The sequence below is a fragment of the Trichococcus sp. genome (assembly GCF_049684335.1).
GTDB lineage: Bacteria > Bacillota > Bacilli > Lactobacillales > Aerococcaceae > Trichococcus.
On record NZ_JBAVFV010000036.1, the window covers coordinates 65,716 to 91,270 of the forward strand.

Genomic DNA, 25,555 nt, shown 5'->3' on the forward strand with positions numbered 1-25,555 from the left:
CCTCGTTTTGGTTAGAATAGGAATGTATGTTGTCCAGCGGAAGGCTGAAGGTTTTAAAGCCATTGGATTTGCTGGATAACCTGTTCCAGGTGCGAATCAGCACAAAACAAAGCAAGGCGGCAGGCCCGCAAGTAGAGATTCGGTATAGAGTAGGGGTAGTGTAGAGTGATTTTTAGCTGGATATATGAAAAAGAAGAGACGACACTGATGAAGACTTTTTTACGTTCCAAGGGAATATCAAAAAGTCTGCTGGCTACCATCAAATTCGATGGTGGCAGTATCTGGCTGAATGGCAAGGAAAGAACGGTTTTGGCGACATTGGAAAAAGACGATAAGGTCATGATCCGCATTCCGGATGAAGGCGAACACGAAACGACTGTCGGGGTGGATATGCCTTTGGACATTTTATTTGAGGACGACCACTTTTTGGTTGTGAACAAACCGTTTGGAGCTGCTTCCATCCCATCGAAGGTGCACCCGCGTCTTTCCATGGCGAATCGCGTGAAAGGCTACTATCAGCGTCAAGGCTACGTGGACCAAGTCATCCATATTGTTACGCGTCTGGATCGAGATACGACCGGCGTCATGCTTTTTGCAAGGCATGGATACGCGCATGCTCTGATGGATACGCTATTGCGCAATAAAGAAGTCGATAAAACGTACCGTGCGGTCTTATCCGAACCCGTGCTGACGGAAACGCATGGATTCATCGATGCCCCCATCGGCAGGACAGAGGATTCGATCATAACGCGAATGGTGCGGGAAGACGGGAAACAAGCGCTCACGGAATACTGGTTGGATAAGTCCTATCCGGATGGGCAGACTGTAAAAATCAAGTTACATACGGGCAGAACCCATCAAATTCGGGTGCATTTCACTTCAATAGGTGCGCCATTACTTGGAGATGATCTTTACGGGGGGAAAGCTGACCCGGACATGCTGCGGCAAGCTCTGCATTGTGAGTCATTGGCATTTGTGCATCCAATCAGTGGAGAACCTTTAAAGATAGAAGCACCGCTCCCGGATGATTTCATCAAATGGGAAAGCAGACAGAGGGACAAGGAGGCTGAAATCCATGTTGGAACCACAATATGAATTTGAACTGGATGAAGCGTTGGCAAAAATCCGCGAATCGCTCCAGGGAGAGGATATCGAAAGATTCCGTTCCTATTTTTTGGACTATCACCTCTATGATCAGGCCCAGATTTATCTGGCGTTGGCTCCTGAAGAACGCATAACGATGTACAATTATCTCTCCGCAAATGAAATGTCCGACATGTTCGAAATCATCGAAGAAGACGTCGAATCGATCGAAGCGTATCTTTTGGAAATGAACAATCAATACGCGGCCGATATGTTGGCCAACATGTATGCCGACAATGCAGTCGATATGCTGAAGCAACTGAAGAATGAACGGATTTGGCTTTATCTGCGCTTGATGCCAGTGAAATCAGCGAAAGAAATCCGGGCCTTGTTGAATTATAAAGATGAGACTGCCGGGGCCATCATGACGCCGGAATTCGTCTCAATCGTCGCCAATCAGACAGTGCGATCAGCGATGGCTATCCTTAAAAGCAAAGCGCCTGATGCGGAAACAATCTACTATATCTACGTCGTCAATGCAGATAATGTGCTGGTCGGGGTCATTTCCTTGAGGGATCTGATCGTGAACGATGAAGACATGATGATCGGCGATATCATGAGTGAGCGGATCGTATCCGTGAACGTAAACGAAGGGCAAGAAGATGTTGCCCATAAAATCAGGGACTATAACTTCTTGGCTGTGCCGGTAGTCAACGAAAACAATGTATTGTTGGGGATCATCACCGTCGATGACATCATCGACGTCATCGACGAGGAGGCCGTCAGCGACTTCTCCGGTTTGGCCGGGGTCGACGTTGAGGAACAATCAGAAAACCCTTTTGTGGCAGCATCCAAACGTTTGCCGTGGTTGATTACGTTGTTATTCTTGGGTATGGGAACGTCCACCTTGATTAGTCAATATCAAGGATTGATTTCGGATGCATCGATTCTTTCCGTATTTGTCACCTTGATCACCGGAACATCCGGTAATGCGGGGACACAATCACTTGCCGTCGCAGTCCGGAAAATCGGCATGCAGGATGATGAGGAGAAAAATTTATTCCGTACCATTTTATCCGAGTTGGCGACCGGTTTGATTTCCGGTTTGGTGACTGGTATAACGATTGCGCTTGTCATCGGTGTTTGGAAACAGAACTTCATCTTAGGTGGGATCATCGGCATATCCATGTTGGTTGCCATCACGGTAGCGAATCTGGCCGGTAGCTTGATTCCGGTATTGATGGATCGCCTTGGCTTTGATCCTGCCGTCGCAAGCGGACCGTTCATCTCGACATTCAGTGATTTGACTTCCGTTTTGATCTATTTCAACATCGCAAAACATTTTATCGCCACACTCATGTAGGTGCAAAAAAAAACAGGCAATGGACAAGCAGCCGCTTTGGCTGTGGCCATTGCCTGTTTTTTGGCCCAGTGCTCGATTTTTACCCGGGATCCATCACTCTTCTACGTAAACGTGTTCTGATTCGCAGGGGATTCCACCTAAGCTGCTATTACGTCACGGCCAAAAAGCGGCCGTTCTCGTAATAGCCTCTTAGTGCTCATCCCCTAAACGCGAATCATCACGCTCTATCATTTTATCCATGTCATGATGTAATATGCCCGCTTCTTCGTATTCTTCGCCGCAGATGGTGTAGCCGGCTTTTTCGTAAAAACCGATGGCGTGGTTCTGGGCTCCAAGGAACAGTCGCTTTCCGCCGAGTTCACGGACGTGCCTTTCGATTTCCTGCATCAGGATACTTCCGTATTTCTTTTCCCTTACGGCTTTGCGGATAGCGACACGCTGCACCTTATATTTGCCGTTTGCCATCGGGTAGATGCGGGCTGTGGCAACAGGGATGGCTTCTTCATATCCGACGATATGCAAGGTTTTATCTTCCAAATCATCGATTTCTATGGAGATTGGCACCTGCTGCTCCTCCACGAATACTTCTTTGCGGATGTCCAAGGCATCCCGATAGGTTTTTGATTGTAAATCTTGTGTCCATTCAAAATGCAACAATGTGTATTCCTCACTTTCAAAATTTGTTGGGCTCGCTGGAACCTCTCGTTTAATTCTACATGAATTGGTACTTTTTGTCTGAATTAATTGCTTTTGCCTCATTTACCCGTGTTCTTTTGCTATACTTATCTAATCAGCAAGAGGAGGAAAAGTATGCTAGACATAATTGAAACAATCCAACAATTGACAAACATCCCGTCGCCGACAGGATATACTGCGGAAATCATCGACTTTTTGGATGAAAACCTGAAGCAGAAGGGGTACGAACCTGAAAGAAATCATAAAGGCAGCTTGATGGTGACTGTTAAAGGCACCGAAGATCAAAGCCGGCGCTTTGTGACGGCGCATATCGATACGCTGGGAGCGATGGTGCGGGCAATCAAACCGGATGGAAGACTGAAAATCGACCTGATCGGTGGCTTTACCTATCATTCCATAGATGGGGAATACTGTACGGTTCATAGCGCAGCCACCGGAAAAGACTGGACGGGAACGATATTGTTGCACCAAACGAGCGTCCATGTCTATAAAGATGCGCGCACAGCCGAACGAAACCAGGACAATATGGAAATCCGTCTTGATGCAGAGGTGCATACCGCCAAAGATGTCTCTGCGCTTGGCATCGGAGTAGGGGATTTCATCAGCTTTGCACCTCGGACAGAGATTACTCCGACCGGGTACATCAAATCAAGACATTTGGACGATAAAGCCAGCGCGGCAATCCTGCTGCAGTTCCTGCACCGTATCGCGGATGAAAAATTGACGCTGCCTTATACGACCTGCTTCTTCTTTTCGAACAATGAGGAAATCGGCTACGGCGGCAACTCGAATATGCCGGAGCACACGGTGGAATATTTGGCTGTCGATATGGGCGCGATGGGCGACGACCAGCAGACTGACGAGTATACCGTGTCCATCTGCGTGAAGGATGGATCGGGTCCTTACCACTTCGGACTTCGGCAGCAGTTGGTGGGATTATGCGAATCCCAGGAAATTCCTTACAAACTGGACATCTATCCATTTTACGGCAGTGACGCTTCCGCAGCCATGAAAGCTGGTTGGGATGTCCGCCATGCTTTGATCGGGCCGGGAATCGATGCAAGCCATGCCTATGAGCGTACCCATCGGAAATCCTTGGAAGCCTGCTCCAAACTGTTGGAAGCGTATCTGTCCGCTCCAATGATCGGCAAACAACCTGGTAAACAAGGGGATATTGAATGGAAAAATTAAGGAAAACAAATCTGCTCTATTGGAGTGTGTGGCTTTTAGTGATGGCGTGCCTGATATGGGTGTCCACCAAAATTGATTTTATTTTTTATCCGATCGGTGCCTTCATCTCGACAATCTTCACACCAGTGCTTGTGGCGGGATTTCTGTATTATATTTTTACACCGTTCATCGAAATGCTCGAGAATAGGCTGAAAATCAAACGACCGATAGGCATCCTCATCGTCATGGTTCTTATGATAGGCATCGTCACTTTCTCTTTTCTGGGACTCATTCCGAATCTCGTAAGCCAAATCAGAGAGTTATTGACGAATTTGCCTAGCGTAGTCCGTTCCCTGAATAAACTATATCAACAAGTGGTTGAACAGGAATGGGTGGAGCGTCTGGATATCCCTACCCAATTGTCTCAGATGAGCGGAAATGTCCAAAGCAGCATCAGCGCGTTCCTGAATGATCTGACGGGAAGCATCGGTTCCGTGTTGTCGGCCGTAGCGAACGTAGCCTTGCTCGTCATCATCATTCCGTTGATTTTTTTCTACATGTTGAAGGACGGACATAAGTTTCCTGAAGCGGTCGCCCAGTTGCTGCCGCCTGAATATTCTTCAGATGTGCTTGCATTGCTGAAGGAAATCAACAAAACGATCGCCAAGTACATCAGTGGGCAGGCGCTTGTCTGTTTATTCGTAGGGACATTCACCTTCATCGGCTATCTGCTGATTGGACTGCCGTATGCCTTCCTGCTAGGGGTCACAGCAGCCATCACGAACATCATCCCTTATCTTGGACCATACATCGGCTTGATTCCGGCCGCTATAATCGGGTTGACTGTCGCTCCTTCAAAGGCGCTGCTGGTCTGTATCGTTGTGTTGGTGGTCCAGCAAGTGGAATCGAATATCATCTCGCCCAATGTCTTGGGCAAAACGCTGGATATGCATCCGCTGACGATTTTGTTTTTGCTGTTGGCTGTAGGCAAAATCTCCGGTGTGCTAGGAATGATATTGGCTATTCCCACGTATGCCGTGGTGAAAACCGTCGTTCAATATGTCCATCGTTACGTTAAAAACAGAAGGGAAAAAGTGTTGCATAAACAATAATAAAAAATAATATGGATTCCAAGGGTTATTGATTGCTTTTTACCTTTGGAATCCTTTATTATGTAAAAAGTGTTAAGAGCATAACGAATCAATTTGTGCAGTTTTTATTATGAATTATGAGAATGACAGCGATTGGTTTGTGCAAAATATATTAATGCGGAAAATTTAGGAGGAAGTACAATGAAAGTAATCGTAGTGGGATGTACACATGCCGGAACGTCAGCAGTGAAGACAATTTTGAAGGAGAATCCAGGTACTGAATTAACAGTATACGAAAGAAACGACAACGTTTCATTCTTGTCATGCGGGATTGCGCTTTACGTCGGCGGTGTCGTTAAAGATCCACAAGGATTATTCTATTCTAACCCTGAGGAGCTTGCTTCACTAGGCGCAAACGTAAATATGCAACATGATGTAACAAACATTGATACAGCTGCAAAAACTGTCTCTGTGAAAAACTTAGTTACTGGCGAAGAATTCCAAGATACATATGATAAGTTAGTTTTAACGATTGGATCGTGGCCAATTATCCCGCCAATCGATGGCATCCAAAGCAAAAATGTTTTGCTTTGCAAAAACTACAACCAAGCGAAAGAAATCATCGCACGCAAGGATGACAAAAAGAAAATCGTCGTTGTCGGCGGCGGCTACATCGGTATCGAGTTGGTGGAAGCTTTTGCTAACGACGGAAAAGAAGTTACATTGGTCGATGGTTTGGATCGCATTTTGAATAAATATTTGGATTCTGAATTCACGGACATCCTTGAAGATGACTTGCGCGCACATGGCGTAAAAGTACAATTGAATGAAATGGTTAAAGGCTTCAAAGAGAACGAAGCTGGAGACATCACTACAGTAGTTACAACAGGCGGAGAATACGAAGCTGAAATGGTCATCTTATGCGTAGGGTTCCGACCAAATACGGACCTTGTCAAAGGTCAAGTGGATATGATGAAGAACGGTGCGATTATCGTGAATGATTACATGCAAACAAGCTTGCCTGACGTTTATGCAGCAGGAGACAGCTGTGCTGTAAACTACAATCCGAACGGCGGACATGCCTATATTCCTTTGGCAACGAACGCTGTGCGTATGGGATTATTGGTCGGTAAAAACATCAACGGACCTAAAATGAAATACCGTGGGACACAATCCACTTCCGGACTGTACCTGAATGGCTTCACTATCGGTTCTACCGGTGTGAACGATGCAAGTGCTGAAGCTTTCGGACTTGAAACACGTTCCGTAGTTCTGGAAGACTTCTACCGTCCGGAGTTCATGCCATCAAATGAAAAAGTATTGATGAAACTTGTCTACGAAGTAGGTACGAACCGCATCGTTGGCGGACAGCTGATGTCCAAGTATGACATCACACAATCAGCCAATACTTTATCACTAGCTATTCAAAACAAAATGACGATTGAAGATCTGGCTCTGGTCGACTTCTTCTTCCAACCTCATTTTGACCGTCCTTGGAACTATTTGAACTTGTTGGCACAAAAAGCTTTGGAACAAGAAGCAGAATTAGCTGCCAAATAATTTAAACACGTTACTTTGGAACCCCTCTGTTAATCAATCCGTTGATTAACAGAGGGGTTCTTTGTGGAATAGACAGAGTTTCTGGATAAAACACTTGTATTTTTTGCCGGCTCATTAGATAATGAACGGTAACGATAAACTTTCAAAGAGATAAAAAAACGAAGGAGAAACAATCTATGACCACAGACCCCAGTAATCAGACCTTGCTTTGGCAACTGCTGCTGATTGCGGTATTGACATTGGTGAACGCATTTTTTGCGGCATCCGAAATCGCATTTGTTTCATTGAACAAAAATAGGGTGGCAAATCAAGCCATCAAAGGGGATGAAAAAGCGCGTAAAATTTTGGCGCTTTTGGATCATTCTGATGATTTTTTGGCGACTATCCAAGTTGCTATTACTTTCGCGGGATTCCTTTCCAGTGCTTCTGCTGCCAATACGTTCGCAGCCAGACTCGATCCCTATTTGAGCAATATACCTGGAGCGGAACAGGCTGCCATTCTGATTGTGACGTTAGCGCTCTCCTACATTTCCCTAGTCTTTGGTGAACTGTACCCGAAACAGTTAGGACTGCAACGCCCTGAAGAAGTGGCGCGGGCAGGTGCGGGCTTCATCACTGTCGTCCAAAAGTTGATGAAACCCTTCGTTTGGTTCTTATCCTTTTCCACCAGTGTGTTGGAAAAAATGACGCCGATCACGTTCACGAGCGGCAACGATATGTTTTCGCGCGAAGAAGTGCGGGACCTATTGGAAAAGAGCAGCGATGAAGGGACCATCGAACGCATGGAATTCAACATGCTGAAAGGGGTGCTTTCCATGGATAACAAAATGGCCCGTGAGGTCATGGTGCCGCGGACGGACACCTTCATGCTGAATGTGAACGATGATGTCGATGCTAACATAGAAGCAGCATTGGATTCCCCTTATACTCGCATACCAATCTATGAAGATGATAAGGACAACATCATCGGTGTATTACATCTGAAAAATTTATTAAAGGAATCCAAGAATACCCCTATAAATCAGATTGATCTTCGAAAAATCATGAATGAGCCTCTATTTGTTCCGGAAACAATCATGACCGATGAATTGATGTCCTACCTGAAAAAAAGCCATAACCAATTGGCGTTGCTCCATGACGAATATGGTGGCATGGTGGGGATTGTTACCTTGGAGGATATCCTCGAAGAAATTGTTGGCGATATCGAGGATGAATACGATGAAAGCTATGTCCTTATCGAGCGGATTGGCGATAATGTCTACGAAGCGGATGGAGCTACGCCATTGCATCGCTTCAATGATTATTTTGGCACGCAACTTGAATCGGCGGATGTCGATACGATCGCCGGTTATCTGCTGACTGAGTTGGGGGAGTTTCCGGAAGAAAATGAGGAAGCGTCCATCGAAGAGAGCGGATTGATCATCAAAACGTTGGCGTTCGACAATCGCCGTCTTTTGAAAGTGGGGGTGTCTTATATGAACGAGAATGACCGACCCGCAAAAGAACGTTTTAAAGAGGACGAGGCTAAAGAAACTGCCGATGTAAAAAAAGAAATAGGATGAATGATGAGTAGTTTTGGCTTGATCGATAATAATCGGTCAGGGTGAGACTGCTTTTTTGGTCCACATACTGTTGCAAGGACAATCTTGTGGAATGCTCGGATTTCTTGTATAATAACAAAGGCATTGTCGTGGGTTAGCGTGTGCATATTGCTCATGCTATCTTTTTGTTTAGATAGCATTCACGATAGAGATATTCGAAAAAGGAGAACAATATGACTCAAACATTAGCAGATAAAGTAAAAGCAAGAAGAACATTTGCCATCATTTCCCATCCAGATGCCGGTAAAACGACCATCACGGAGCAGTTATTGTTGTTCGGGGGCGCAATCCGCCAAGCAGGGACGGTAAAAGGGAAAAAATCAGGCAGATTCGCCAAATCGGATTGGATGGATATTGAAAAACAAAGGGGTATTTCGGTAACCAGTTCGGTCATGCAGGTTGATTATGACGGAAAACAGATCAACATTTTGGATACACCAGGGCATGAGGACTTCTCGGAAGATACCTACCGTACTTTGATGGCTGTGGATAGCGCAGTGATGGTAATCGACAGCGGGAAGGGGATTGAGCCCCAGACAAAGAAATTATTCAAGGTCTGCAGCATGAGAGGGATTCCGATCTTTACTTTCATTAATAAATTGGACCGTGATGGCCGCGAGCCGATGGATCTGATTGCGGAATTGGAAGAAGTTTTGGGGATTGAAGCCTATCCGATGAACTGGCCGATGGGCATGGGAAAAAATTTGTTGGGTCTGTATGACATCTACAATAATCGCGTGGAATTGACTCATCCTGAAGAGAATGAAGACAATGATTTCCTTCCGCTGAATGAAGATGGCGAAATCGAAGGCGATTACCAAGTGACGCAATCAACCATCTATACTCAAGCAGTTGAAGATGTTCAATTGCTGAAAGAGGCGGGCAACGCTTTTTCGGAAGAAGCAATCGCAGCCGGGAAATTGACGCCTGTCTTCTTCGGATCAGCTTTGACTGGATTCGGCGTCCAGACATTCCTTGATGCCTTTGTGGATTTTGCTCCGAGCCCAAGTGAACATGTGACCATAGCGGAAGAGATTGTTGAACCTACGGACGAAAACTTTACCGGCTTCATCTTCAAGATCCAAGCAAATATGAATCCGGCTCACCGAGACAGGATTGCTTTCGTACGGGTCTGTTCCGGTGAATTTAAACCCGGAATGGACGTCTATGTTCAGCGTACCGGCAAAAAGATCAAACTGGCGCATACAACGCAGTTCATGGCCGATTCACGTGAGCAAGTCCAGACGGCCGTAGCGGGCGACATCATTGGACTATACGACACTGGTAACTTCCAGATTGGCGATACAATCTATGAAGGCAAAAAGGGCCTTCAGTTCGAAGCGTTGCCGCAATTTACACCTGAACTGTTCATGAAAGTCACTCCAAAAAACGTCATGAAACAGAAGTCATTCCATAAAGGTGTGCAACAATTGGTTCAAGAAGGAGCCATCCAGTTGTACAAAACCTACCATACAGAGGATTATATTCTGGGCGCGGTCGGTCAATTGCAATTTGAAGTGTTCCAGTACCGCTTGCTGCATGAATACAATGCGGAAGTCGAAATGACACCGATGGGCTCCAAAATTGCGCGATGGATCGATTCGGAAGTTCTGGATCCGAATATGTCCTCAAGCCGTAACTTACTGTGCCGCGACCGTTTCGGCAATCCTGTATTCCTTTTCGAAAACCAGTTTGCTATGCGTTGGTTTGAAGATAAGTATCCGGAAGTCAAATTGACGGCTTTGCTTTAATTTGAACAATCAATAAAACAAAACAAAAAACGCACATTGCTGAAAAGCAGTGTGCGTTTTACGTTAAAAAGATTTTTTTTCGATTGCAGAAAATGTCAATCATTTCAGATGAGATAGTTCCACGAAGTTATGACCAGGCATAACTTCCACATCGTCAACGGTAAGGTGCAACAATTTCGTCAGGACAAAGTCGATTTCGCTTTGTTTTACGCGACGGTTTTTGTTGAGGATGATGACATCCTCATGTGTTGCGGCACCGGCAAAGATGACTGTAGTTTGTCCCAAAGAATACACTTTGACAAATTGCGCATCGGTGTTGGCCAATTGCTCACGTACAAGATCAGCGTGGCTATTTGTAACATCGATCAATTTCATGGACGAACACCCCTAACTTAGGTTGGCTGTTTATAGAATAATTATATAACAACTGTTCATTTATTTAAAGGGTAAAGAAATAAATGAATAATATTCATGCCCTTTCAAACGAGAAAGGCAAGAAAAGTTAATGATAACTCAATGACTTTTCTTGCCTCCTGCTGTTCAGTATGTTGTTTCTGTGCGTTCGACTTTGCTGACGACCATCAGATTGCCTTCTTCATCTGCGTCGACAAACAAATCCTTTATTTTCGGATTATCCAAGTAGAATTCAGCTACCTGGTCCTCGATCTGATCCTGGATAACGCGTCGCAGCGGGCGTGCACCCATGCTTGGGTCATATCCCAGATCGATAAGGCGATCTTTTGCTTTCTGCGAGACGGTAACGCTGATTTCCTTATCCTTCAACAATGCGTTGACTTCATCCAACATAAGCGTGACGATGCTGCTCAAATTTTCTTTGGATAATTGATTGAACTCGACTATCGCATCGAAGCGGTTGATGAATTCAGGCTTGAAGTAATCGCTCAAGCGATTCAGGATGGAATGCGTCTTGCCTTTCATGGCTGCGCCAAATCCTACACTTGCTTCCTGGACGCCTGTGCCGGCATTGCTGGTCATGATGATGATGGTGTCTTTGAAGCTGACGGTTCTGCCTTGGGAATCAGTCAGGCGGCCGTCGTCAAGGATCTGCAGGAAGAGATGCATGACATCCGGGTGGGCTTTTTCGACTTCATCCAGAAGCAGAATGCTGTAGGGACTGCGGCGGACACGCTCGGTCAATTGGCCGGCTTCGTCATAGCCAATGTAACCAGGCGGCGAACCGATTAATTTTGAGACGGCGTGTTTTTCCATGTATTCGCTCATGTCGAAGCGGATGATCGCATCTTCGGTCCCGAACATTTCAATCGCCAACTGTTTAGCCAATTCGGTCTTGCCGACACCGGTAGGTCCCACGAACAGGAATGAACCGATTGGGCGGTTTTTGCGGCTTAGGCCGATCCGGTTTCTGCGGATCGCTTTGGACACTTTATCAATGGCTTCGTCCTGTCCGATGACATTTTTCTTCAGATCGCTGTCAAGATTCTTCAATTGTGTTTGCTCTTTTTCAAGCAATTCACCAACTGGTATATTTGTTTTGATTTCAATGATTTTTTGGATATCCTGTTCCGTTACAACGGGATCGCCATCGGCTGGCGTCGGATTTAGTTTCATCTTGTTCAGATTTGTGATCTGATCGCGATAGTAAGCAGCTTTCTCGTAATCTTCTGCATGCAGGGCAGCTTGTTTTTCTTTTTCGGCCGCTTCGATACGTTCCTCGATTTGTTGCGGATCGATGGCTTTGATTGTCAGATTCTTTTTGGATCCGGACTCGTCAAGCAAGTCAATGGCTTTGTCGGGAAGAAAGCGATCCTGGATATAGCGGTGCGACAATTTGACTGCAGCTTCCAGGGCCTTATCCGAATATTTGACATGGTGATAATCTTCGTATTTCGGACGGATGCCTTGAAGAATAATCAGCGTCTGTTCAGGGGTGGGTTCATTCACCCGTACGGGCTGGAATCGACGTTCCAATGCGGCGTCTTTCTCGATTCTGCGGTATTCATTCAGCGTTGTGGCACCGACTAGTTGCAGTTCGCCTCGCGCAAGGGCGGGCTTCAGGATATTGCCTGCATCCATACTGCCCTCAGCGTTTCCTGCCCCGACGATTTCATGGATTTCATCGATGAAGAGGATGATCTGTTTGTTCGCGCGAATTTCATCCATCAGTTTTTGCATCCGTTCTTCGAACTGGCCACGGATGCCGGTGCCTTGAACGAGCGAGACGACATCCAAGCGGATAACTTCTTTTTCCAGCAATTTTTGAGGAACATCGCCGTCCACAATTTTTTGGGCAAGGCCTTCGACTACGGCTGTTTTGCCGACACCGGCTTCCCCTGTGAGTACGGGATTATTTTTCGTGCGGCGATTCAGGATTTCGATGACGCGTGCGATTTCACTGTCTCTTCCGATGACTGGATCGATGCCACCATCGCGGGCCAATTGCGTCAGGTTGATGCCGTATTCATCCAGCAAACCGCCTTTGCTGCCGCCTTTTCCTCCGCGGGCTGCTTCAGGGGAAGGTGGCTGTTGATAATTCTGTTCTTGGTTTTGCTGCATTTTTTTGAAGAAGGAATCCAGGTTACCGAAAGAAAAAGGGTCTACGGGGCCTTGGGATCTTGGATTCGGATTGTTTTGTTGCGATTGAGCTGCTTTGAATTCTTGATAGCAGCTTTGGCATAAGTCGATTTGGCGTCTTTGTCCATTCACACTGGCGTACAGATGAATGGAAGCTTGGTTTTTTTCGCAATTTTGACAAAGCATGGCAATCTTCCTTTCTATATGGATCATAGCTACATGTATATTATAGTAGTAACAGCTAAGGAATTCTCGTGAGAAGGTTTCCTGACCAACTCTGACCTTATGAGTCCATTATACATTGACCTATTTTGACTTTCAAGTGGTTTGACCTGTACAAAGCAAAAATTTTCTTCGCGGGACGGCCTCCAGCCAAATGGGAAGGTTGTATTAAATTAGTGACATTTCAGCAATTATGACAAAAATTTGAACGAATCTGGTTAAAACAGTTGTAGTATAAAGCGAAAGATGGTAATCTTATTCAATGAAAGGGTTATTTTTAATCCGGTTTCCCATTTTTCTGTTATAATGGAAACGTATTAAAAGTACCTTAAATAAATACATCTCAAAAGGGGTTTATGACATGGAAAGAAAAGAATATCACGTAATCGCAGAAACAGGGATTCACGCACGTCCAGCAACTTTATTGGTGCAAACTGCAAGCAAATTTAATTCAGACATCAATTTAGAATACAAAGGTAAATCAGTTAACTTAAAATCCATTATGGGTGTAATGTCATTAGGCGTAGGCCAAGGCGCTGATGTTGTCATCACTGCAGAAGGTCCGGACGAAGCAGACGCTATGGCTGGAATTACTGAAACAATGGTAAAAGAGGGGCTAGCAGAGTAATATGAAAAACCACTTACAAGGAATAGCAGCTAGTGACGGCATTGCAATTGCGAAAGCATATTTGCTTACCGAACCGGATCTATCCTTTGAGAAGCGTAAAGTGGAAGATTCAGAAGGCGAAATTGCTCGCCTTTTGCAAAGCTTTGAAACCGCTAAATCAGAGGTAAGTGCAATCAGAGACAAAGCGGCAGTGTCACTTGGCGAAGAAGAAGCACAAGTTTTTGATGCACATTTAATGGTATTATCCGATCCAGAAATGATTGGATCAATGAATTCAAAAATCCGCGACAACGGTGTGAATGCTGAATCAGCACTTTCTGATGTTGCCGGCATGTTCATCGGTATGTTCGAAGCAATGGAAGACAATCCATACATGCAAGAACGTGCAGCGGATATCCGCGACGTTACGGAGCGTGTATTGAGCCACTTGTTGGGTGTCAAAATCCCTAATCCATCGACAATCACAGAAGAAGTGATCGTCGTTGCCAAAGATTTGACTCCTAGTGATACGGCTCAATTGAACCGTGATTATGTTAAAGGATTCGTTACCGATATCGGTGGACGCACTTCACATAGCGCAATCATGGCCCGTTCTTTGGAAATTCCTGCAATCGTAGGTTCAAAAGAGATCACACAAATCGTCAAAGATGGCGATATCATCATTTTGGATGGTTTGGACGGTAACGTTTACATCAATCCTGATGAAGAAACATTGGCTGCATACAAGAAGAAAGCTGAAGAGTTTTCTGCGATGCAAGCTGAATGGCACAAACTGAAGAATGCAGATACAGTGACAGCAGACGGTAAACATATCGAATTGGCTGCCAATATCGGAACGCCTAAAGATTTGGAAGGCGTTGTCGCTAACGGTGCTGAAGCAATAGGTTTATACCGTACTGAATTCCTGTACATGGACTCTTCGGACTTCCCGACAGAAGATGAGCAATTCGATGCTTATAAAGCTGTTTTGGAAGGCATGGAAGGCAAACCTGTCGTTGTTCGTACAATGGACATCGGTGGGGACAAAGAATTGCCTTATTTGGAATTGCCGAAAGAAATGAACCCATTCTTGGGTTACCGTGCAATCCGTATTTGTTTGGCTGAACCAGAGATGTTCCGTACACAATTGCGTGCATTATTGCGTGCTTCCGTTTACGGTAAATTACGCATCATGTTCCCAATGATTTCAACTCTGAACGAATTCAGAGCTGCAAAAGCGATGTTGGATGAAGAAAAAGCGAATCTATTGGCCGATGGCGTAGAAGTTGCTGATGATATCCAAGTAGGTATCATGATCGAAATCCCAGCGGCTGCTGTATTAGCTCATCAATTCGCTAAAGAAGTAGATTTCTTCAGTATCGGAACAAATGACTTGATCCAATACACAATGGCGGCAGATCGCATGAACCAACAAGTTTCTTACTTGTATCAACCTTACAACCCAGCTATCCTTACGCTGATCAAGCATGTTATCGATGCTTCTCATGCGGAAGGCAAATGGACTGGTATGTGTGGCGAGATGGCCGGCGACCAAACAGCGGTTCCGTTGTTGGTAGGTCTTGGTTTGGATGAGTTCTCAATGAGCGCATCCAGCGTCCTGAAAACACGCAGCTTGATGAAACGCTTGGATTCCAAAGAAATGGAAAAATTAGCGGACAAAGCAATCAATGAATGTACGACTGTTGAAGAAGTCATTGCATTGGTTGAAGAAATGAAAGCTAAATTAGTCTAAGCCGATTCAGGTTAAAAAGGGGCCGGGCATGCTTGCATGCCTGGCCTTTTTGTGTGCCTGCGAGTTGAAACCGACCAGGGATGCAGCCGCTGTTAATTGCGCATCTCGTTTTGGGCGAATATATTTTAAAAAAGTAGGTCTGGCGGATGAGTGACAAATATCAAAATGTTCTATATACTGAACATATTGAGTCATTATAAATTTGATGGGATTTTTTCGAGGTGAAATCATGAGAATAGGCATGTTTACAGATTCGTATTTTCCTCAAGTGAGCGGGGTTTCCACTTCAATCCGCACCTTGAAAGAGGAATTGGAGGCAGAAGGTCATGAGGTTATCATTTTTACCACAACCGACCCGAAAGCTGACGAATCTGAAAAAAATATAATTCGTTTGACCAGTATCCCGTTCTTATCTTTCAAAGATCGTAGGGTTGCGGTCAAAGGGATGAACAAAGCGTTGAAGGAAGCGAAGAGGCAGAGAATAGATATCGTGCACACGCATACGGAGTTCAGCTTGGGCTTGACGGGTAAATTTGTCGGGTACATGCTGGAGATTCCGACGGTGCACACCTATCACACCATGTACGAAAAATATCTGCACTACATCGCTAAAGGGAAAGTCGTGAAACCCCGTGCGGTTAAGATAGCTTCCCGTTATTTCTGCAACAGTACGATGGGCATCATTGCTCCAAGCGAGCAAATGAAGGAAAAATTGGCATCCTACAATATTTATAAGGAAATTCGCGTCATTCCAACGGGTGTCAAGATCCCCGCACAGATTGTCGGGATCAAATCCCGCAAGCGCGAAGAGTTGGGCATTTCGGATTCCGAATTGGTACTGCTCTCTCTCAGCAGGTTGTCTTCAGAAAAAAATTTGGATAAGCTTGTTCATGCCTTTCCTGAAGTTGTCGAAGCCTGTCCGTCCGCAAAGCTTGTGTTCGTCGGGGATGGGCCGATGCGCTATGAGTTAGAGACGCTGGTAGCGGAAATGGATTTGACCCCTAACGTGATCTTCGTGGGCGAAGTCAGAAATGAAGATGTGAGCGAATATTACCAAATGGCGGACATTTATATCAATGCTTCCGAATCAGAAACGCAAGGCTTGACCTACTTGGAATCGATCGTAAACGGGTGTCCGGTCATCGCTAAACGGAACGACTACTTATCCGGTCTGATAACAGAGGACAGCCTAGGGATGCTGTTCGACGAGGATGACAAAATTGGTAAGACCATCATCGCTTATGCCGATTTTTATCACAGCTCCGATGTTGCGACAAACCAAGAAGTGTGGGACGAGCTGATGCAGAAAATTTCTTCAAAAGCATTTGCGGAGGCCGTATTGAGCTATTATCAAACAAGTATCGACATTTATGAATCGCAGCCGCGCGAAGAAGTGAAGTTAAGAGTGAATCTCTTGGAAAAAATCAAACGTTGAGCCGGAACGCCGGGAAACAGATTGCTTGGATAATCTGTTTCTCGGCGTTTTTTTATTTTTATCTGCGCAGAGCGTAGGGTATACTGTTAACATAGCTTTTAGAAGGGGCGGATTTATAAATGAAAAATATTGGATTTATCGGAACGGGTGTCATGGGCTCGTCCATGATCAGGCATCTCTTGAACGCGGGTTATCCTGTCCGTATTTTTAATCGGACAAAAAGAAAGGCCAATGCGGTTATCGCTGAAGGTGCAAAATGGTGCGATACGCCTGCTGATGTGACGGCGCAATCAGATATCGTCATCACGATAGTAGGCTATCCGAAAGACGTTGAAGAGACCTATTTTGGGGAGGACGGCATCTTTTCGAAAGCGGATAACCACCATATTCTCATTGATATGACAACGAGTACCCCAACTCTGGCAAAAAAAATAGACGCTTTCGGAAAAGAAAAAGGGATTCGGACTCTGGATGCCCCAGTATCAGGGGGGGACAAGGGTGCGCAAAACGGAACGCTCACAACGATGGTCGGCGGAGATGAAGGGACATTTGAGGCCGCAAAAGAAGTCTTGTCCGTTTTTTCCAGCAAAGTGATGCTACAAGGGCCAGCCGGCAGTGGCCAGCACACAAAAATGGCCAACCAGATCATGGTGGCCGGTACGATGACCGGTATGACCGAGTTGCTTGTTTATTCAAAAGCTGCCGGATTGGATTTGGACCGCGTAGTCGAACAAGTCGGTTCCGGTAGTGCCGCGAACTGGTCTTTGACGAACTATGCCCCTCGGATCCTGAAGCAGGATTACACAGCTGGATTCTTCGTCAAACATTTTGTGAAAGATCTTAAGATCGCACTGGATGAAGCAGATAAGATGGGAATCGATTTGCCGGCTACAAGACAGGCGGCGGTGCTTTACGAACAATTAGCGGGCAAAGGTTTCGCTGATGATGGTACGCAGGCATTGGTGAAGCTTTGGTGGGGCGAATAAGGCGCAATGCTCAAATATTGATTTTCTTGGATAAATTACAGTAAATTGATGCGCAGTCAGAAAAAAAATGCTAGAATAAATAAGAAGTTAGTCTTGAAAGGGGAAATATCATGAAACCTTCACAGCTCTCAGCGATCCTTCGTCGCCTAGAAGTAATGATGGAAGACAATGGTGATGTCGAAATCCGTCGTTTTGAAAAAGCAGGCGTAGAACGTTGCGTCGTTAAATACAATCGCGATACGGAAAGTTTTGAATTGGAAGAACACGATTCAAACCAATCTTATCAATTTGATGATCTTGATTTAGTTGCCATCGAAATTTACGAATTATTACAAGATTAATTCATCCATCCTTGCATGAACTAAGGCAGCGGGAAAATGAGTAGGCCTCATTTTCCCGCTGCCTTTTTTTGCCCATTCCATTTTCATGGGAATAAAGTGGCAATTATTAAAATTTTTTAATTTTTATGTAGAGTAATTCCGCAACATTCAGTATACTGTGTAATAAGGAAATAATTGAAGAGGTGGAATAATGGCAAACAAGATTTACGTAGGTTTATTAGGACTAGGAACGATAGGGACTGGTGTTGCCCGCATCATCAGTGGCCACCAGAATAAAATCAATCAAGTGGTCGGACAGGAAGTAGTCATCAAAACGGTTTTGGACCGCGATATTGATAAATGTAAAACTTTCTTCGGTGAGGCTGTTCATTGCACAGATAATTTTGATGAGATTTTGAATGACGAAGAAATTTCGATCATCGTAGAATTGATCGGATATGTTCCGGTAGCAAAAGATTACATTTCTAAAGCTTTGGCGGCTGGAAAGCATGTCGTTTCAGCGAATAAAGATCTTGTGGCTTTGCATGGGAAAGAATTGGTCACTCTGGCGAAAGCAAACAAATGCGATTTCTTGTATGAAGCAGCTGTTGCTGGCGGTGTTCCAATCTTACGTGCAATCACAGAAAGTTTCGCTTCAGACAATATTCAAAAAGTCATGGGGATCGTGAACGGTACGACCAACTTCATGATGACGAAAATGGACAAAGAAGGCTACTCTTACGATGAAGCCTTGGCATTGGCACAGGAATTGGGCTTTGCCGAAAAAAATCCGACTAGCGATGTTGATGGATTGGATGCAGCGCGCAAAATGGTCATTTTGGCTCGCCTTGCCTTCGGAACGAATGACGTGACTTTGGATGATGTCGCAGTGACGGGTATCCGCAATGTTTCCATCAACGACATCAAGTTGGCGAATCGTTTAGGCTACAAAATCAAGTTGATCGGTACTGCCGAAAAAATCGACGACAGCGTCAATGTGGAAGTCGGACCGGTATTTGTTCCGGAATCTCATCCCTTGGCCAGCGTCAACAATGAAATGAATGCTGTCTTTGTGGCAGGGGAAGCTCTTGGGGAAACGATGTTCTACGGTGCCGGAGCTGGCGAGTTGCCTACTGCGACAGCCGTCGTCAGTGATGTGATGAATATCGCTAAAAATATCCTTTTGGGAACCACTGGAAACATCTTTAACGAGTATGAAGTAGAGACGTTGATCGCGAAACCTGAGCAGGTCATCAATCCTGTATTCATGCGTTTGGAAGTTACCGATCGTGCAGGCCAATTTTTGGAAGTAGCGAAAATCTTCGCTACTGCAGAAGTCAGCTTCGATAAGATCATCCAAGAGCCGTTGGCAAATGGTAAAGCGATCATTGTCATCGTTACGCATCCGATGTCCAAAGCGCAAGAAAATGAAATCATCCAAGCGATGGAAGATAACGATGATATGAAATTGAAAGTCCATTTCAAAGTGTTGGAACACTGATCGGATTTCTTTCGTATTTCGAACACACTAAAGAGTAAGAAATGATGGACCATCGTTATTTGGAAAGGGTTGATTAGTAGGATGTTTGATATCCGTGTACCGGCAACTTCCGCCAATTTGGGGCCAGGCTTTGATTCCCTTGGATTGGCTGTATCGTTATATTTGACGTTAACTGTAAAAGAAGAGGCCGACGAGTGGGAAATTCTCCATGATTTGGGAGCGGGGATTCCGACAGATAAAACAAATCTGATTATTGAGACGGCGTTATCTTTGGCGCCGCATATGGCACCACGGAAAATCACGATGACGAGTGAAGTGCCTGCTGCCAGAGGCTTGGGCAGTAGTTCCGCTGCCATTGTTGCAGGAATCGAGTTGGCCAATCAATGTGCAGATCTGCAATTGAGCATTGATGATAAAATTCAAATCGCGACACGCATCGAAGGCCATCCCGACAATGTGACGCCTGCCATCACGGGGGATTTCACTGTCGGAACCGTTCTGGATTCCAAAGTATATTGGACAAAAGCAAGTTTCCCTGAGGTTGCCTTGGTAGTGACGATTCCAGAAAAGGAATTGTTGACGAAGGCAAGCAGGGCCGTATTGCCGGATTCGCTTCCGTTTAAGGAAGCGGTCAAAGGCAGCAGCATCTCGAATATGTTGGTGGCGGCTGTTTTTTCGGGTGATATCGAAAAAGCGGGCGCATTGATGGAGCAGGATGTTTTCCATGAGCCGTATCGGGGCGCGTTGGTTCCGGAGTTGAGTCAAGTCCGGGAATTGGGACATAAGATGGGAGCGTACGGTACTTACCTGAGTGGGGCCGGCACAACGATTCTCACGATGATCCATCCTGAAAAGGCAGCTGCATTCATTGCTGCGGCAAAAGCTGCCGTCAAAGATAGTGAAGTCAAGTTGCTTCATGTTGAAAAAAATGGTGTGCAAGTAATCAAATAATAGTGGGCCCAAGGAGAAGTCCTTGGGTTTTTTGTATTTTGGGTTAGTGAAAGCAATCTTAGAAGTGAACGCAGGCAGAAAAGATGAATAACGGAAAGTTATCCATCTTTTCGGGCCGAGCGCAGACAGAAACGATGAATAAAAAAATGAAATTCATCTTTTTAGGTCGAAAGTGAGCAGAAAAGATGAATAATGGAATGTTATTCATCTTTCTAGGCCCGAGCGCAAGCGTCCGGGTGTCTGCGCGCGAATGATTGCGCTCAGCTTAGTCGCGCTCTTGTATTTTTTTGTTTATGCTTTATAATGTTACTGGAATGGGGTTATAATATACAATTGGATAGTAGTGAGGCTGGGTCAAAACTTTTTGTGGGGTACAGGATGCTTGTTTCGGATTGTGTGCCGTGCAGTTTTTTGGTTTTGGGGCGCGACTTGGGGGGGATTTCTCTCGGGTTCTGCTTGAAAAGTGACGTTGTTGCTTTTTCCCGTCCTCTTATTTTTTTGATGAGGAGACATTATGTTAAATAAATTCAAACCGACATGGATGGTGGAGTCCATCTATCATATCACTCCGGAACAACTTGAAAAGAACAACATCAAAGGTGTACTGACCGATCTGGACAATACCTTGATCGCCTGGAATAATCCGGAAGGGACGCAGGAATTGAAGGATTGGATCGCTTTGATGAAAGAAAATGCGATACCTGTCGTCGTCATTTCCAACAACAGCGATAAGCGCATCAAGATAATCGCGGATAAGCTGCAATTGTCTTATGTTCCAAGATCCATGAAGCCTTCCCGCCGCGGCTACGTCAAGGCAGCAGAACAGCTGCAGATTCCGTTGGACCAATGCCTGATGGTTGGGGACCAATTGCTTACGGATGTTTTTGGCGCAAATCGAGCGGGAGTCAAGAGTGTGTGGGTAATGCCGATCATCAATTCGGACGGATGGAATACGCGCATAAACCGATTCTTTGAAAGAAAATTGCTGAAACGTTTGTTGAAAAATGATCCAGGAATGATATGGAGGAAATCACTTGACTAAAGAAGAATTAACAGAAGATCTCTATTGCATCGGCTGTGGGGCAAAAATCCAGACCGATGATCCGACCGAACGAGGGTATACCCCGGCGGCCGCGCTGCAAAAGGGATTGGATTCCGGGCAATTATACTGCCAACGCTGTTTCAGATTGCGCCACTACAATCAGATGGAAAAAGTATCCGTTACGGATGATGAGTTTTTGGCGATGCTGAACACCATCTCGATGGAAGATGCCTTGATTGTCAACGTCATCGATCTGTTTGATGTATACGGCAGCATGATCCCCGGATTGCATCGCTTTGCAGGGAATAATAAAGTGTTGGTAGTCGGAAATAAAGTGGATATTTTGCCGAAGTCGGTCAAACTGTCCCGTGTGAAACAATGGTTGACGGAGCAGGTGCAGTCAGTTGGCTTGCGTCCGGTTGATGTCGTGCTGGTAAGCGGCAAGAAAGCGACATCCATCGATGATCTGTTGGAAACCATCGAAGAACATCGGGATGGCAAAGATGTTTATGTCGTGGGGGTTACGAACGTAGGTAAATCCACTGTCATGAACCAGATTATCCGTGCGGCTACAGGCAACAAGGAAGATGTCATCACGACTTCCCAATTCCCTGGCACAACGTTGGATCAGATCCGTATTCCTTTGGACGATGGGCATTTCCTCATCGATACGCCGGGGATCATCCATCACCACCAAATGGCGCATGTACTGAGCCCGAAAGAATTGAAGCTCGTTGCGCCGCAACAAGAAATCAAACCGATCACTTATCAATTGAACCCAGAGCAAACGCTTTTCTTGGGCGGCGCATCGCGTTTTGATTTCATCAGTGGGGAAAAATCGTCCTTCACTTGCTATTTCTCAAATGACTTGAATATTCATCGCACCAAATTGGAAAAAGCGGATGAATTCTATGCAAAACATCTGGGGACCCTTCTTCAGCCGCCGTCTGCGGAAGACGCAGCAAATTTCCCACCGTTGGTCAGACGTGAATTCAATGTCAAAGTACCGTCCGATATCGTATTTTCCGGATTGGGATGGATAACTGTCCGCAAACCAGGCAAAGTCGCAGCATGGGTCCCGCAAGGCGTGGACACAGTAATGCGCAAACCGATCATTTAATAAATAAGACTGAGGTGTCAAATGGAATTAAGAGGCAAACAAAAACAATATTTGAAAAAAGAAGCGCACCATATGAATCCGCTCTTCCAAGTGGGTAAAGGTGGATTGAACGAAGAGATGCTTTACCAAATCGGGGAAGCGTTGGAGAAAAGGGAATTGCTGAAGGTCGCTCTTCTGCAGAACACGGATGAGGAAACGGATGATGTTGCTGCAGTTATCGAAGAAAAACTGCAAGCGAAAGTCGTCCAACAGATTGGACGCACGCTAGTGTTGTTCAAACCATCATCCAAAGAGAAAAATCGTCGTTATTCGACGGTCGTTGAAAAAATCTAAAGGCAGGCCAATCCATATTTTATTGAGGTGAGAAAAAATTGATCACAACTTTAAATTTGATCGGACAAACGGATTATATGATCATCGAAGAAACCGAGGTCGAGACGCAGATCGCTTTCCAGGACCGGAAACGGATCGGCATTATGGGAGGGACTTTCAGTCCGCCCCATTTAGGCCATCTGATCGTCGCGCAGCAAGTCGGGGAACAACTTGGCTTGGATAAGATTTATTTCATGCCCGATGCCGAACCCCCTCATGTCGACGAAAAAGAATCGATTCCGGCGAATCATCGCGAGTCGATGGTGCGGTTGTCCATTGCGGGCAATCCACTGTTCGATATCGAAACGATCGAGTTGGAGCGGGGCGGCAAGAGCTTCACGATTGACACGATGAAATTATTGACTGCCATGCATCCGGACACCAATTATTATTTCATCATCGGCGGGGACATGGTGGAATACTTGCCGAAGTGGGAACGCATCGATGAATTGGTGCAACTTGTGCAGTTCGTTGGCGTCGCCAGGCCAGGATACGGAAGGGAAAGCATCTATCCGATCATTTGGGTCGATGCGCCGTTGATCGACATCAGTTCGACGGAAATCCGTAAGATGGTCAAAACCGGCCGCTCGATCCGTTATTTGGTGAAAGAGGACGTCAAAGATTACATTTTGAAAGAAGGCCTCTATCTCGATGACGAAGACTGAGCTTGCATATACAGGAATCTATACGGATTGGACGCGGGAAGCCATTTTGGCGGAAGTGGAAAAACAAATGAAGCCGTCGCGTTTCCAGCATGTGCTGCGGGTTGAAGCCTGTTCCATCCAATTGGCGGAACAATACGGTGCATCCGTGGAAGCCTGCTCGTTGGCTGCTCTGCTGCACGACTTTGCGAAAGAACATGACGTGGAAAGCATGAAGGCAATCGTCCTGTCCGAAGGGATGGACAGCGAAATGAGTGGTTACGGCAGCGAAATCATGCATGGACCTACCGGCGCTTATTATGCCAAAACGGTATTCGGAATTAAGGACGAGGCTATCCTTGACGCGATCCGCCAGCATACAATCGGTGGCGAGACGATGACCCTGATTGGGAAAGTCCTCTTCATCGCCGATTACATCGAATCGGGACGCGCATTCAAGGGCGTTGATGAAGCCAGAAGACTGGCTGAAATCAGCCTGGATGAAGCAGCTTACTATAAAATAGAAAAAACAATCATCCATCTGGTGAAGAAAGAACTGCCGATTTATCCCGGTACAATCTATGTCTACAACAGTTGGATCCAAAGAAAAGTGGGGAAATCATAATGAAATTAACAAGTGAAGAATTATTGGAATTAGTGGTTAAAGCAGCAGATGACAAATTGGCTCAGGATATCATGGCATTGGATGTACGCGGGTTGACATCGATCGGTGATTACTTTGTCGTCATGAACGGCCGTAATGAAAAGCAAGTCGCTGCAATCGTGGAAGCGATCGTGGAAAACGTGCACAAAAACAAAGGTGAGGTCAAAAATGTTGAAGGCAAAGATTCAGGCAAATGGACATTGATCGATTTGAACGACGTCATCGTGCATGTTTTCAACCATGAGGAACGCGGCTATTACAACATCGAAAAATTATGGAGTGATGCGCCTATGGTCGACATCTCGGGGATGGTTACTGAGCAATGAGTTACGACATCTTTGCCCATTACTATGATGAAATAATGGACCAGTCTGTCTACGACAGCTGGCTTCTTTATGTTGAAAAACATACAGCCGGGAAATCCGGTCTGGACATCATGGAATTGGCGTGCGGTACAGGGAAGATTGCAGTGGAATTGGCGAAAAAAGGCCATCAGGTGACTGGGGTCGACCTCTCCGACGAAATGCTTTCGCTTGCCTACAATCGGATGCAGGAAGAAGGCGTTACGCTTTCGTTGGCAGTGGGGGACATGCGTTCCTTGGAGCCGATGGGGGATTTTGACGTTGTGACGTGTTTCTCTGATTCGCTTTGCTACATGACTGATGAAGCTGAAGTGGCGGAAGTCTTTCAAAGCGTCATGCGGAATCTCCGACCTGGCGGTGTTTTTTTGTTCGACGTCCACTCGATGCATCAAGTGAACAGCGTATTTCCTGGGTATCAGTACATCTATCAGGATGAAGCGGGAGCTTTCCTTTGGGAGAGTTTTGCCGGAGATGCTGCGAACAGTGTCGAGCATGATTTGACTTTCTTCATGGGATCCAAGAAGAACCCGGAATTGTTTGAACGCCATTCGGAATATCATCGCGAACGCACGTATCCGCTGGAAGTCTATAAGCGGATCCTTGAAGAAGCCGGCTTCACCGAGGTTGCGGCTACAGCCGAATTCGGTGAAACTGACGTGCGCGATGACAGTCCGCGCTGGTTTTTTGCCTGCAAAAAAGCTTAAGTAAGGT

24 protein-coding genes are annotated in these 25,555 nt (G+C 45.6%); 21 read left to right on the plus strand and 3 right to left on the minus strand.

The features are described from left to right. Nucleotides 1-207 precede the first annotated feature (207 nt). Both WBM30_RS06815 and mgtE read left to right on the plus strand, forming a co-directional pair. Nucleotides 208-1,095, plus strand: a complete 888-nt coding sequence (locus WBM30_RS06815) for an RluA family pseudouridine synthase (protein WP_424899987.1) — start codon at nt 208-210, stop codon at nt 1,093-1,095. Continuing rightward, nucleotides 1,076-2,446 carry a magnesium transporter gene (mgtE, locus tag WBM30_RS06820; protein WP_424899988.1) on the plus strand — a complete coding sequence of 457 codons (1,371 nt, stop codon included), beginning with the start codon at nt 1,076-1,078 and terminating at the stop codon, nt 2,444-2,446. The genes WBM30_RS06815 and mgtE overlap by 20 nt, the downstream gene beginning before the upstream one ends. 189 nt (nt 2,447-2,635) lie before the next feature. Here mgtE and WBM30_RS06825 read toward each other — a convergent pair whose 3' ends face one another. Then, entirely contained in the window at nt 2,636-3,103 is a 468-nt protein-coding gene (locus WBM30_RS06825; RefSeq protein ID WP_424899989.1) for a GNAT family N-acetyltransferase, read from the minus strand. A gap of 153 nt (nt 3,104-3,256) precedes the next feature. Between WBM30_RS06825 and WBM30_RS06830 the strand changes: the two genes are divergently transcribed. The 5 genes from WBM30_RS06830 to WBM30_RS06850 all read left to right on the plus strand — a co-directional run bounded on the left by WBM30_RS06830 (nt 3,257) and on the right by WBM30_RS06850 (nt 10,315). Continuing rightward, entirely contained in the window at nt 3,257-4,333 is a 1,077-nt protein-coding gene (locus WBM30_RS06830) for a M42 family metallopeptidase (protein WP_424899990.1), read from the plus strand. Continuing rightward, nucleotides 4,321-5,424 carry an AI-2E family transporter gene (locus WBM30_RS06835; RefSeq protein WP_424899991.1) on the plus strand — a complete coding sequence of 368 codons (1,104 nt, stop codon included), beginning with the start codon at nt 4,321-4,323 and terminating at the stop codon, nt 5,422-5,424. Before WBM30_RS06830 ends, WBM30_RS06835 begins: the two co-directional genes overlap by 13 nt. 180 nt (nt 5,425-5,604) lie before the next feature. Next, a complete protein-coding gene (locus WBM30_RS06840) occupies nt 5,605-6,963 on the plus strand; it encodes an FAD-dependent oxidoreductase (protein ID WP_424899992.1) in 1,359 nt (452 codons plus the stop codon). Nucleotides 6,964-7,139: 176 nt separating this feature from the next. Then, a complete protein-coding gene (locus tag WBM30_RS06845) occupies nt 7,140-8,525 on the plus strand; it encodes a hemolysin family protein (RefSeq protein ID WP_424899993.1) in 1,386 nt (461 codons plus the stop codon). A 212-nt stretch (nt 8,526-8,737) separates the two neighbouring features. Beyond that, complete coding sequence (locus tag WBM30_RS06850; RefSeq protein ID WP_424899994.1) at nt 8,738-10,315, plus strand: peptide chain release factor 3; 1,578 nt, start codon at nt 8,738-8,740, stop codon at nt 10,313-10,315. Between the two features lie 99 nt (nt 10,316-10,414). Here WBM30_RS06850 and WBM30_RS06855 read toward each other — a convergent pair whose 3' ends face one another. Together WBM30_RS06855 and WBM30_RS06860 are read right to left on the minus strand one after the other, a co-directional pair. After that, nucleotides 10,415-10,690 carry a DUF1827 family protein gene (locus WBM30_RS06855; protein WP_424899995.1) on the minus strand — a complete coding sequence of 92 codons (276 nt, stop codon included), beginning with the start codon at nt 10,688-10,690 and terminating at the stop codon, nt 10,415-10,417. A 165-nt stretch (nt 10,691-10,855) separates the two neighbouring features. After that, entirely contained in the window at nt 10,856-13,054 is a 2,199-nt protein-coding gene (locus WBM30_RS06860) for an AAA family ATPase (protein WP_424899996.1), read from the minus strand. Nucleotides 13,055-13,451: 397 nt separating this feature from the next. On the opposite strand from WBM30_RS06860, the gene WBM30_RS06865 reads away from it, so the two are divergent. The 14 genes from WBM30_RS06865 (at nt 13,452) to WBM30_RS06930 (ending at nt 25,548) form a co-directional block, all read left to right on the plus strand. Next, the gene (locus WBM30_RS06865; protein ID WP_068559983.1) at nt 13,452-13,718 is read left to right on the plus strand and encodes a phosphocarrier protein HPr; all 267 of its coding nucleotides are present in this window, start codon (nt 13,452-13,454) and stop codon (nt 13,716-13,718) included. Nucleotide 13,719: 1 nt separating this feature from the next. Continuing rightward, entirely contained in the window at nt 13,720-15,450 is a 1,731-nt protein-coding gene (gene ptsP, locus WBM30_RS06870) for a phosphoenolpyruvate--protein phosphotransferase (protein WP_424899997.1), read from the plus strand. A gap of 241 nt (nt 15,451-15,691) precedes the next feature. Beyond that, nucleotides 15,692-16,885 carry a glycosyltransferase gene (locus tag WBM30_RS06875; protein WP_424899998.1) on the plus strand — a complete coding sequence of 398 codons (1,194 nt, stop codon included), beginning with the start codon at nt 15,692-15,694 and terminating at the stop codon, nt 16,883-16,885. A 119-nt stretch (nt 16,886-17,004) separates the two neighbouring features. Continuing rightward, nucleotides 17,005-17,871, plus strand: coding sequence for an NAD(P)-dependent oxidoreductase (locus tag WBM30_RS06880; RefSeq protein ID WP_424899999.1), 867 nt, complete (start codon nt 17,005-17,007; stop codon nt 17,869-17,871). Nucleotides 17,872-17,981: 110 nt separating this feature from the next. Next, on the plus strand, nt 17,982-18,212 hold the full coding sequence (locus WBM30_RS06885; RefSeq protein ID WP_424900000.1) for a YkuJ family protein: 231 nt from the start codon (nt 17,982-17,984) through the stop codon (nt 18,210-18,212). 190 nt (nt 18,213-18,402) lie between these two features. Further along, nucleotides 18,403-19,692, plus strand: a complete 1,290-nt coding sequence (locus WBM30_RS06890; protein WP_424900001.1) for a homoserine dehydrogenase — start codon at nt 18,403-18,405, stop codon at nt 19,690-19,692. 81 nt (nt 19,693-19,773) lie between these two features. After that, nucleotides 19,774-20,643: a homoserine kinase gene (thrB, locus tag WBM30_RS06895; protein WP_424900002.1), complete on the plus strand. Its 870-nt coding sequence runs from the start codon at nt 19,774-19,776 to the stop codon at nt 20,641-20,643. A 514-nt stretch (nt 20,644-21,157) separates the two neighbouring features. Further along, complete coding sequence (locus tag WBM30_RS06900; RefSeq protein ID WP_424900003.1) at nt 21,158-21,685, plus strand: YqeG family HAD IIIA-type phosphatase; 528 nt, start codon at nt 21,158-21,160, stop codon at nt 21,683-21,685. Continuing rightward, on the plus strand, nt 21,678-22,805 hold the full coding sequence (gene yqeH, locus WBM30_RS06905; protein ID WP_424900004.1) for a ribosome biogenesis GTPase YqeH: 1,128 nt from the start codon (nt 21,678-21,680) through the stop codon (nt 22,803-22,805). The genes WBM30_RS06900 and yqeH overlap by 8 nt, the downstream gene beginning before the upstream one ends. 21 nt (nt 22,806-22,826) lie before the next feature. Beyond that, nucleotides 22,827-23,138 (plus strand): ribosome assembly RNA-binding protein YhbY, encoded by a 312-nt coding sequence (gene yhbY, locus WBM30_RS06910; RefSeq protein ID WP_424900005.1) that lies wholly within the window; start codon nt 22,827-22,829, stop codon nt 23,136-23,138. 77 nt (nt 23,139-23,215) lie between these two features. Then, complete coding sequence (locus WBM30_RS06915; protein ID WP_424900028.1) at nt 23,216-23,842, plus strand: nicotinate-nucleotide adenylyltransferase; 627 nt, start codon at nt 23,216-23,218, stop codon at nt 23,840-23,842. Next, entirely contained in the window at nt 23,829-24,443 is a 615-nt protein-coding gene (gene yqeK / locus WBM30_RS06920) for a bis(5'-nucleosyl)-tetraphosphatase (symmetrical) YqeK (protein WP_424900006.1), read from the plus strand. Before WBM30_RS06915 ends, yqeK begins: the two co-directional genes overlap by 14 nt. Then, nucleotides 24,443-24,808 (plus strand): ribosome silencing factor, encoded by a 366-nt coding sequence (gene rsfS / locus WBM30_RS06925; RefSeq protein WP_106450685.1) that lies wholly within the window; start codon nt 24,443-24,445, stop codon nt 24,806-24,808. Before yqeK ends, rsfS begins: the two co-directional genes overlap by 1 nt. Continuing rightward, entirely contained in the window at nt 24,805-25,548 is a 744-nt protein-coding gene (locus WBM30_RS06930) for a class I SAM-dependent DNA methyltransferase (protein ID WP_424900007.1), read from the plus strand. The genes rsfS and WBM30_RS06930 overlap by 4 nt, the downstream gene beginning before the upstream one ends. Nucleotides 25,549-25,555: the final 7 nt, after the last annotated feature.

Coding starts and splice junctions, on each gene's coding strand:
- WBM30_RS06815 (WP_424899987.1), top strand. CDS start 208: ATGAAGACTTTTTTACGTTCCAAGGGAATATCAAAAAGTCTGCTGGCT.
- mgtE (WP_424899988.1), top strand. CDS start 1,076: ATGTTGGAACCACAATATGAATTTGAACTGGATGAAGCGTTGGCAAAA.
- WBM30_RS06830 (WP_424899990.1), top strand. CDS start 3,257: ATGCTAGACATAATTGAAACAATCCAACAATTGACAAACATCCCGTCG.
- WBM30_RS06835 (WP_424899991.1), top strand. CDS start 4,321: ATGGAAAAATTAAGGAAAACAAATCTGCTCTATTGGAGTGTGTGGCTT.
- WBM30_RS06840 (WP_424899992.1), top strand. CDS start 5,605: ATGAAAGTAATCGTAGTGGGATGTACACATGCCGGAACGTCAGCAGTG.
- WBM30_RS06845 (WP_424899993.1), top strand. CDS start 7,140: ATGACCACAGACCCCAGTAATCAGACCTTGCTTTGGCAACTGCTGCTG.
- WBM30_RS06850 (WP_424899994.1), top strand. CDS start 8,738: ATGACTCAAACATTAGCAGATAAAGTAAAAGCAAGAAGAACATTTGCC.
- WBM30_RS06855 (WP_424899995.1), bottom strand. CDS start 10,690: ATGAAATTGATCGATGTTACAAATAGCCACGCTGATCTTGTACGTGAG.
- WBM30_RS06860 (WP_424899996.1), bottom strand. CDS start 13,054: ATGCTTTGTCAAAATTGCGAAAAAAACCAAGCTTCCATTCATCTGTAC.
- WBM30_RS06865 (WP_068559983.1), top strand. CDS start 13,452: ATGGAAAGAAAAGAATATCACGTAATCGCAGAAACAGGGATTCACGCA.
- ptsP (WP_424899997.1), top strand. CDS start 13,720: ATGAAAAACCACTTACAAGGAATAGCAGCTAGTGACGGCATTGCAATT.
- WBM30_RS06875 (WP_424899998.1), top strand. CDS start 15,692: ATGTTTACAGATTCGTATTTTCCTCAAGTGAGCGGGGTTTCCACTTCA.
- WBM30_RS06880 (WP_424899999.1), top strand. CDS start 17,005: ATGAAAAATATTGGATTTATCGGAACGGGTGTCATGGGCTCGTCCATG.
- WBM30_RS06885 (WP_424900000.1), top strand. CDS start 17,982: ATGAAACCTTCACAGCTCTCAGCGATCCTTCGTCGCCTAGAAGTAATG.
- WBM30_RS06890 (WP_424900001.1), top strand. CDS start 18,403: ATGGCAAACAAGATTTACGTAGGTTTATTAGGACTAGGAACGATAGGG.
- thrB (WP_424900002.1), top strand. CDS start 19,774: ATGTTTGATATCCGTGTACCGGCAACTTCCGCCAATTTGGGGCCAGGC.
- WBM30_RS06900 (WP_424900003.1), top strand. CDS start 21,158: ATGTTAAATAAATTCAAACCGACATGGATGGTGGAGTCCATCTATCAT.
- yhbY (WP_424900005.1), top strand. CDS start 22,827: ATGGAATTAAGAGGCAAACAAAAACAATATTTGAAAAAAGAAGCGCAC.
- WBM30_RS06915 (WP_424900028.1), top strand. CDS start 23,216: ATGATCATCGAAGAAACCGAGGTCGAGACGCAGATCGCTTTCCAGGAC.
- yqeK (WP_424900006.1), top strand. CDS start 23,829: ATGACGAAGACTGAGCTTGCATATACAGGAATCTATACGGATTGGACG.
- rsfS (WP_106450685.1), top strand. CDS start 24,443: ATGAAATTAACAAGTGAAGAATTATTGGAATTAGTGGTTAAAGCAGCA.
- WBM30_RS06930 (WP_424900007.1), top strand. CDS start 24,805: ATGAGTTACGACATCTTTGCCCATTACTATGATGAAATAATGGACCAG.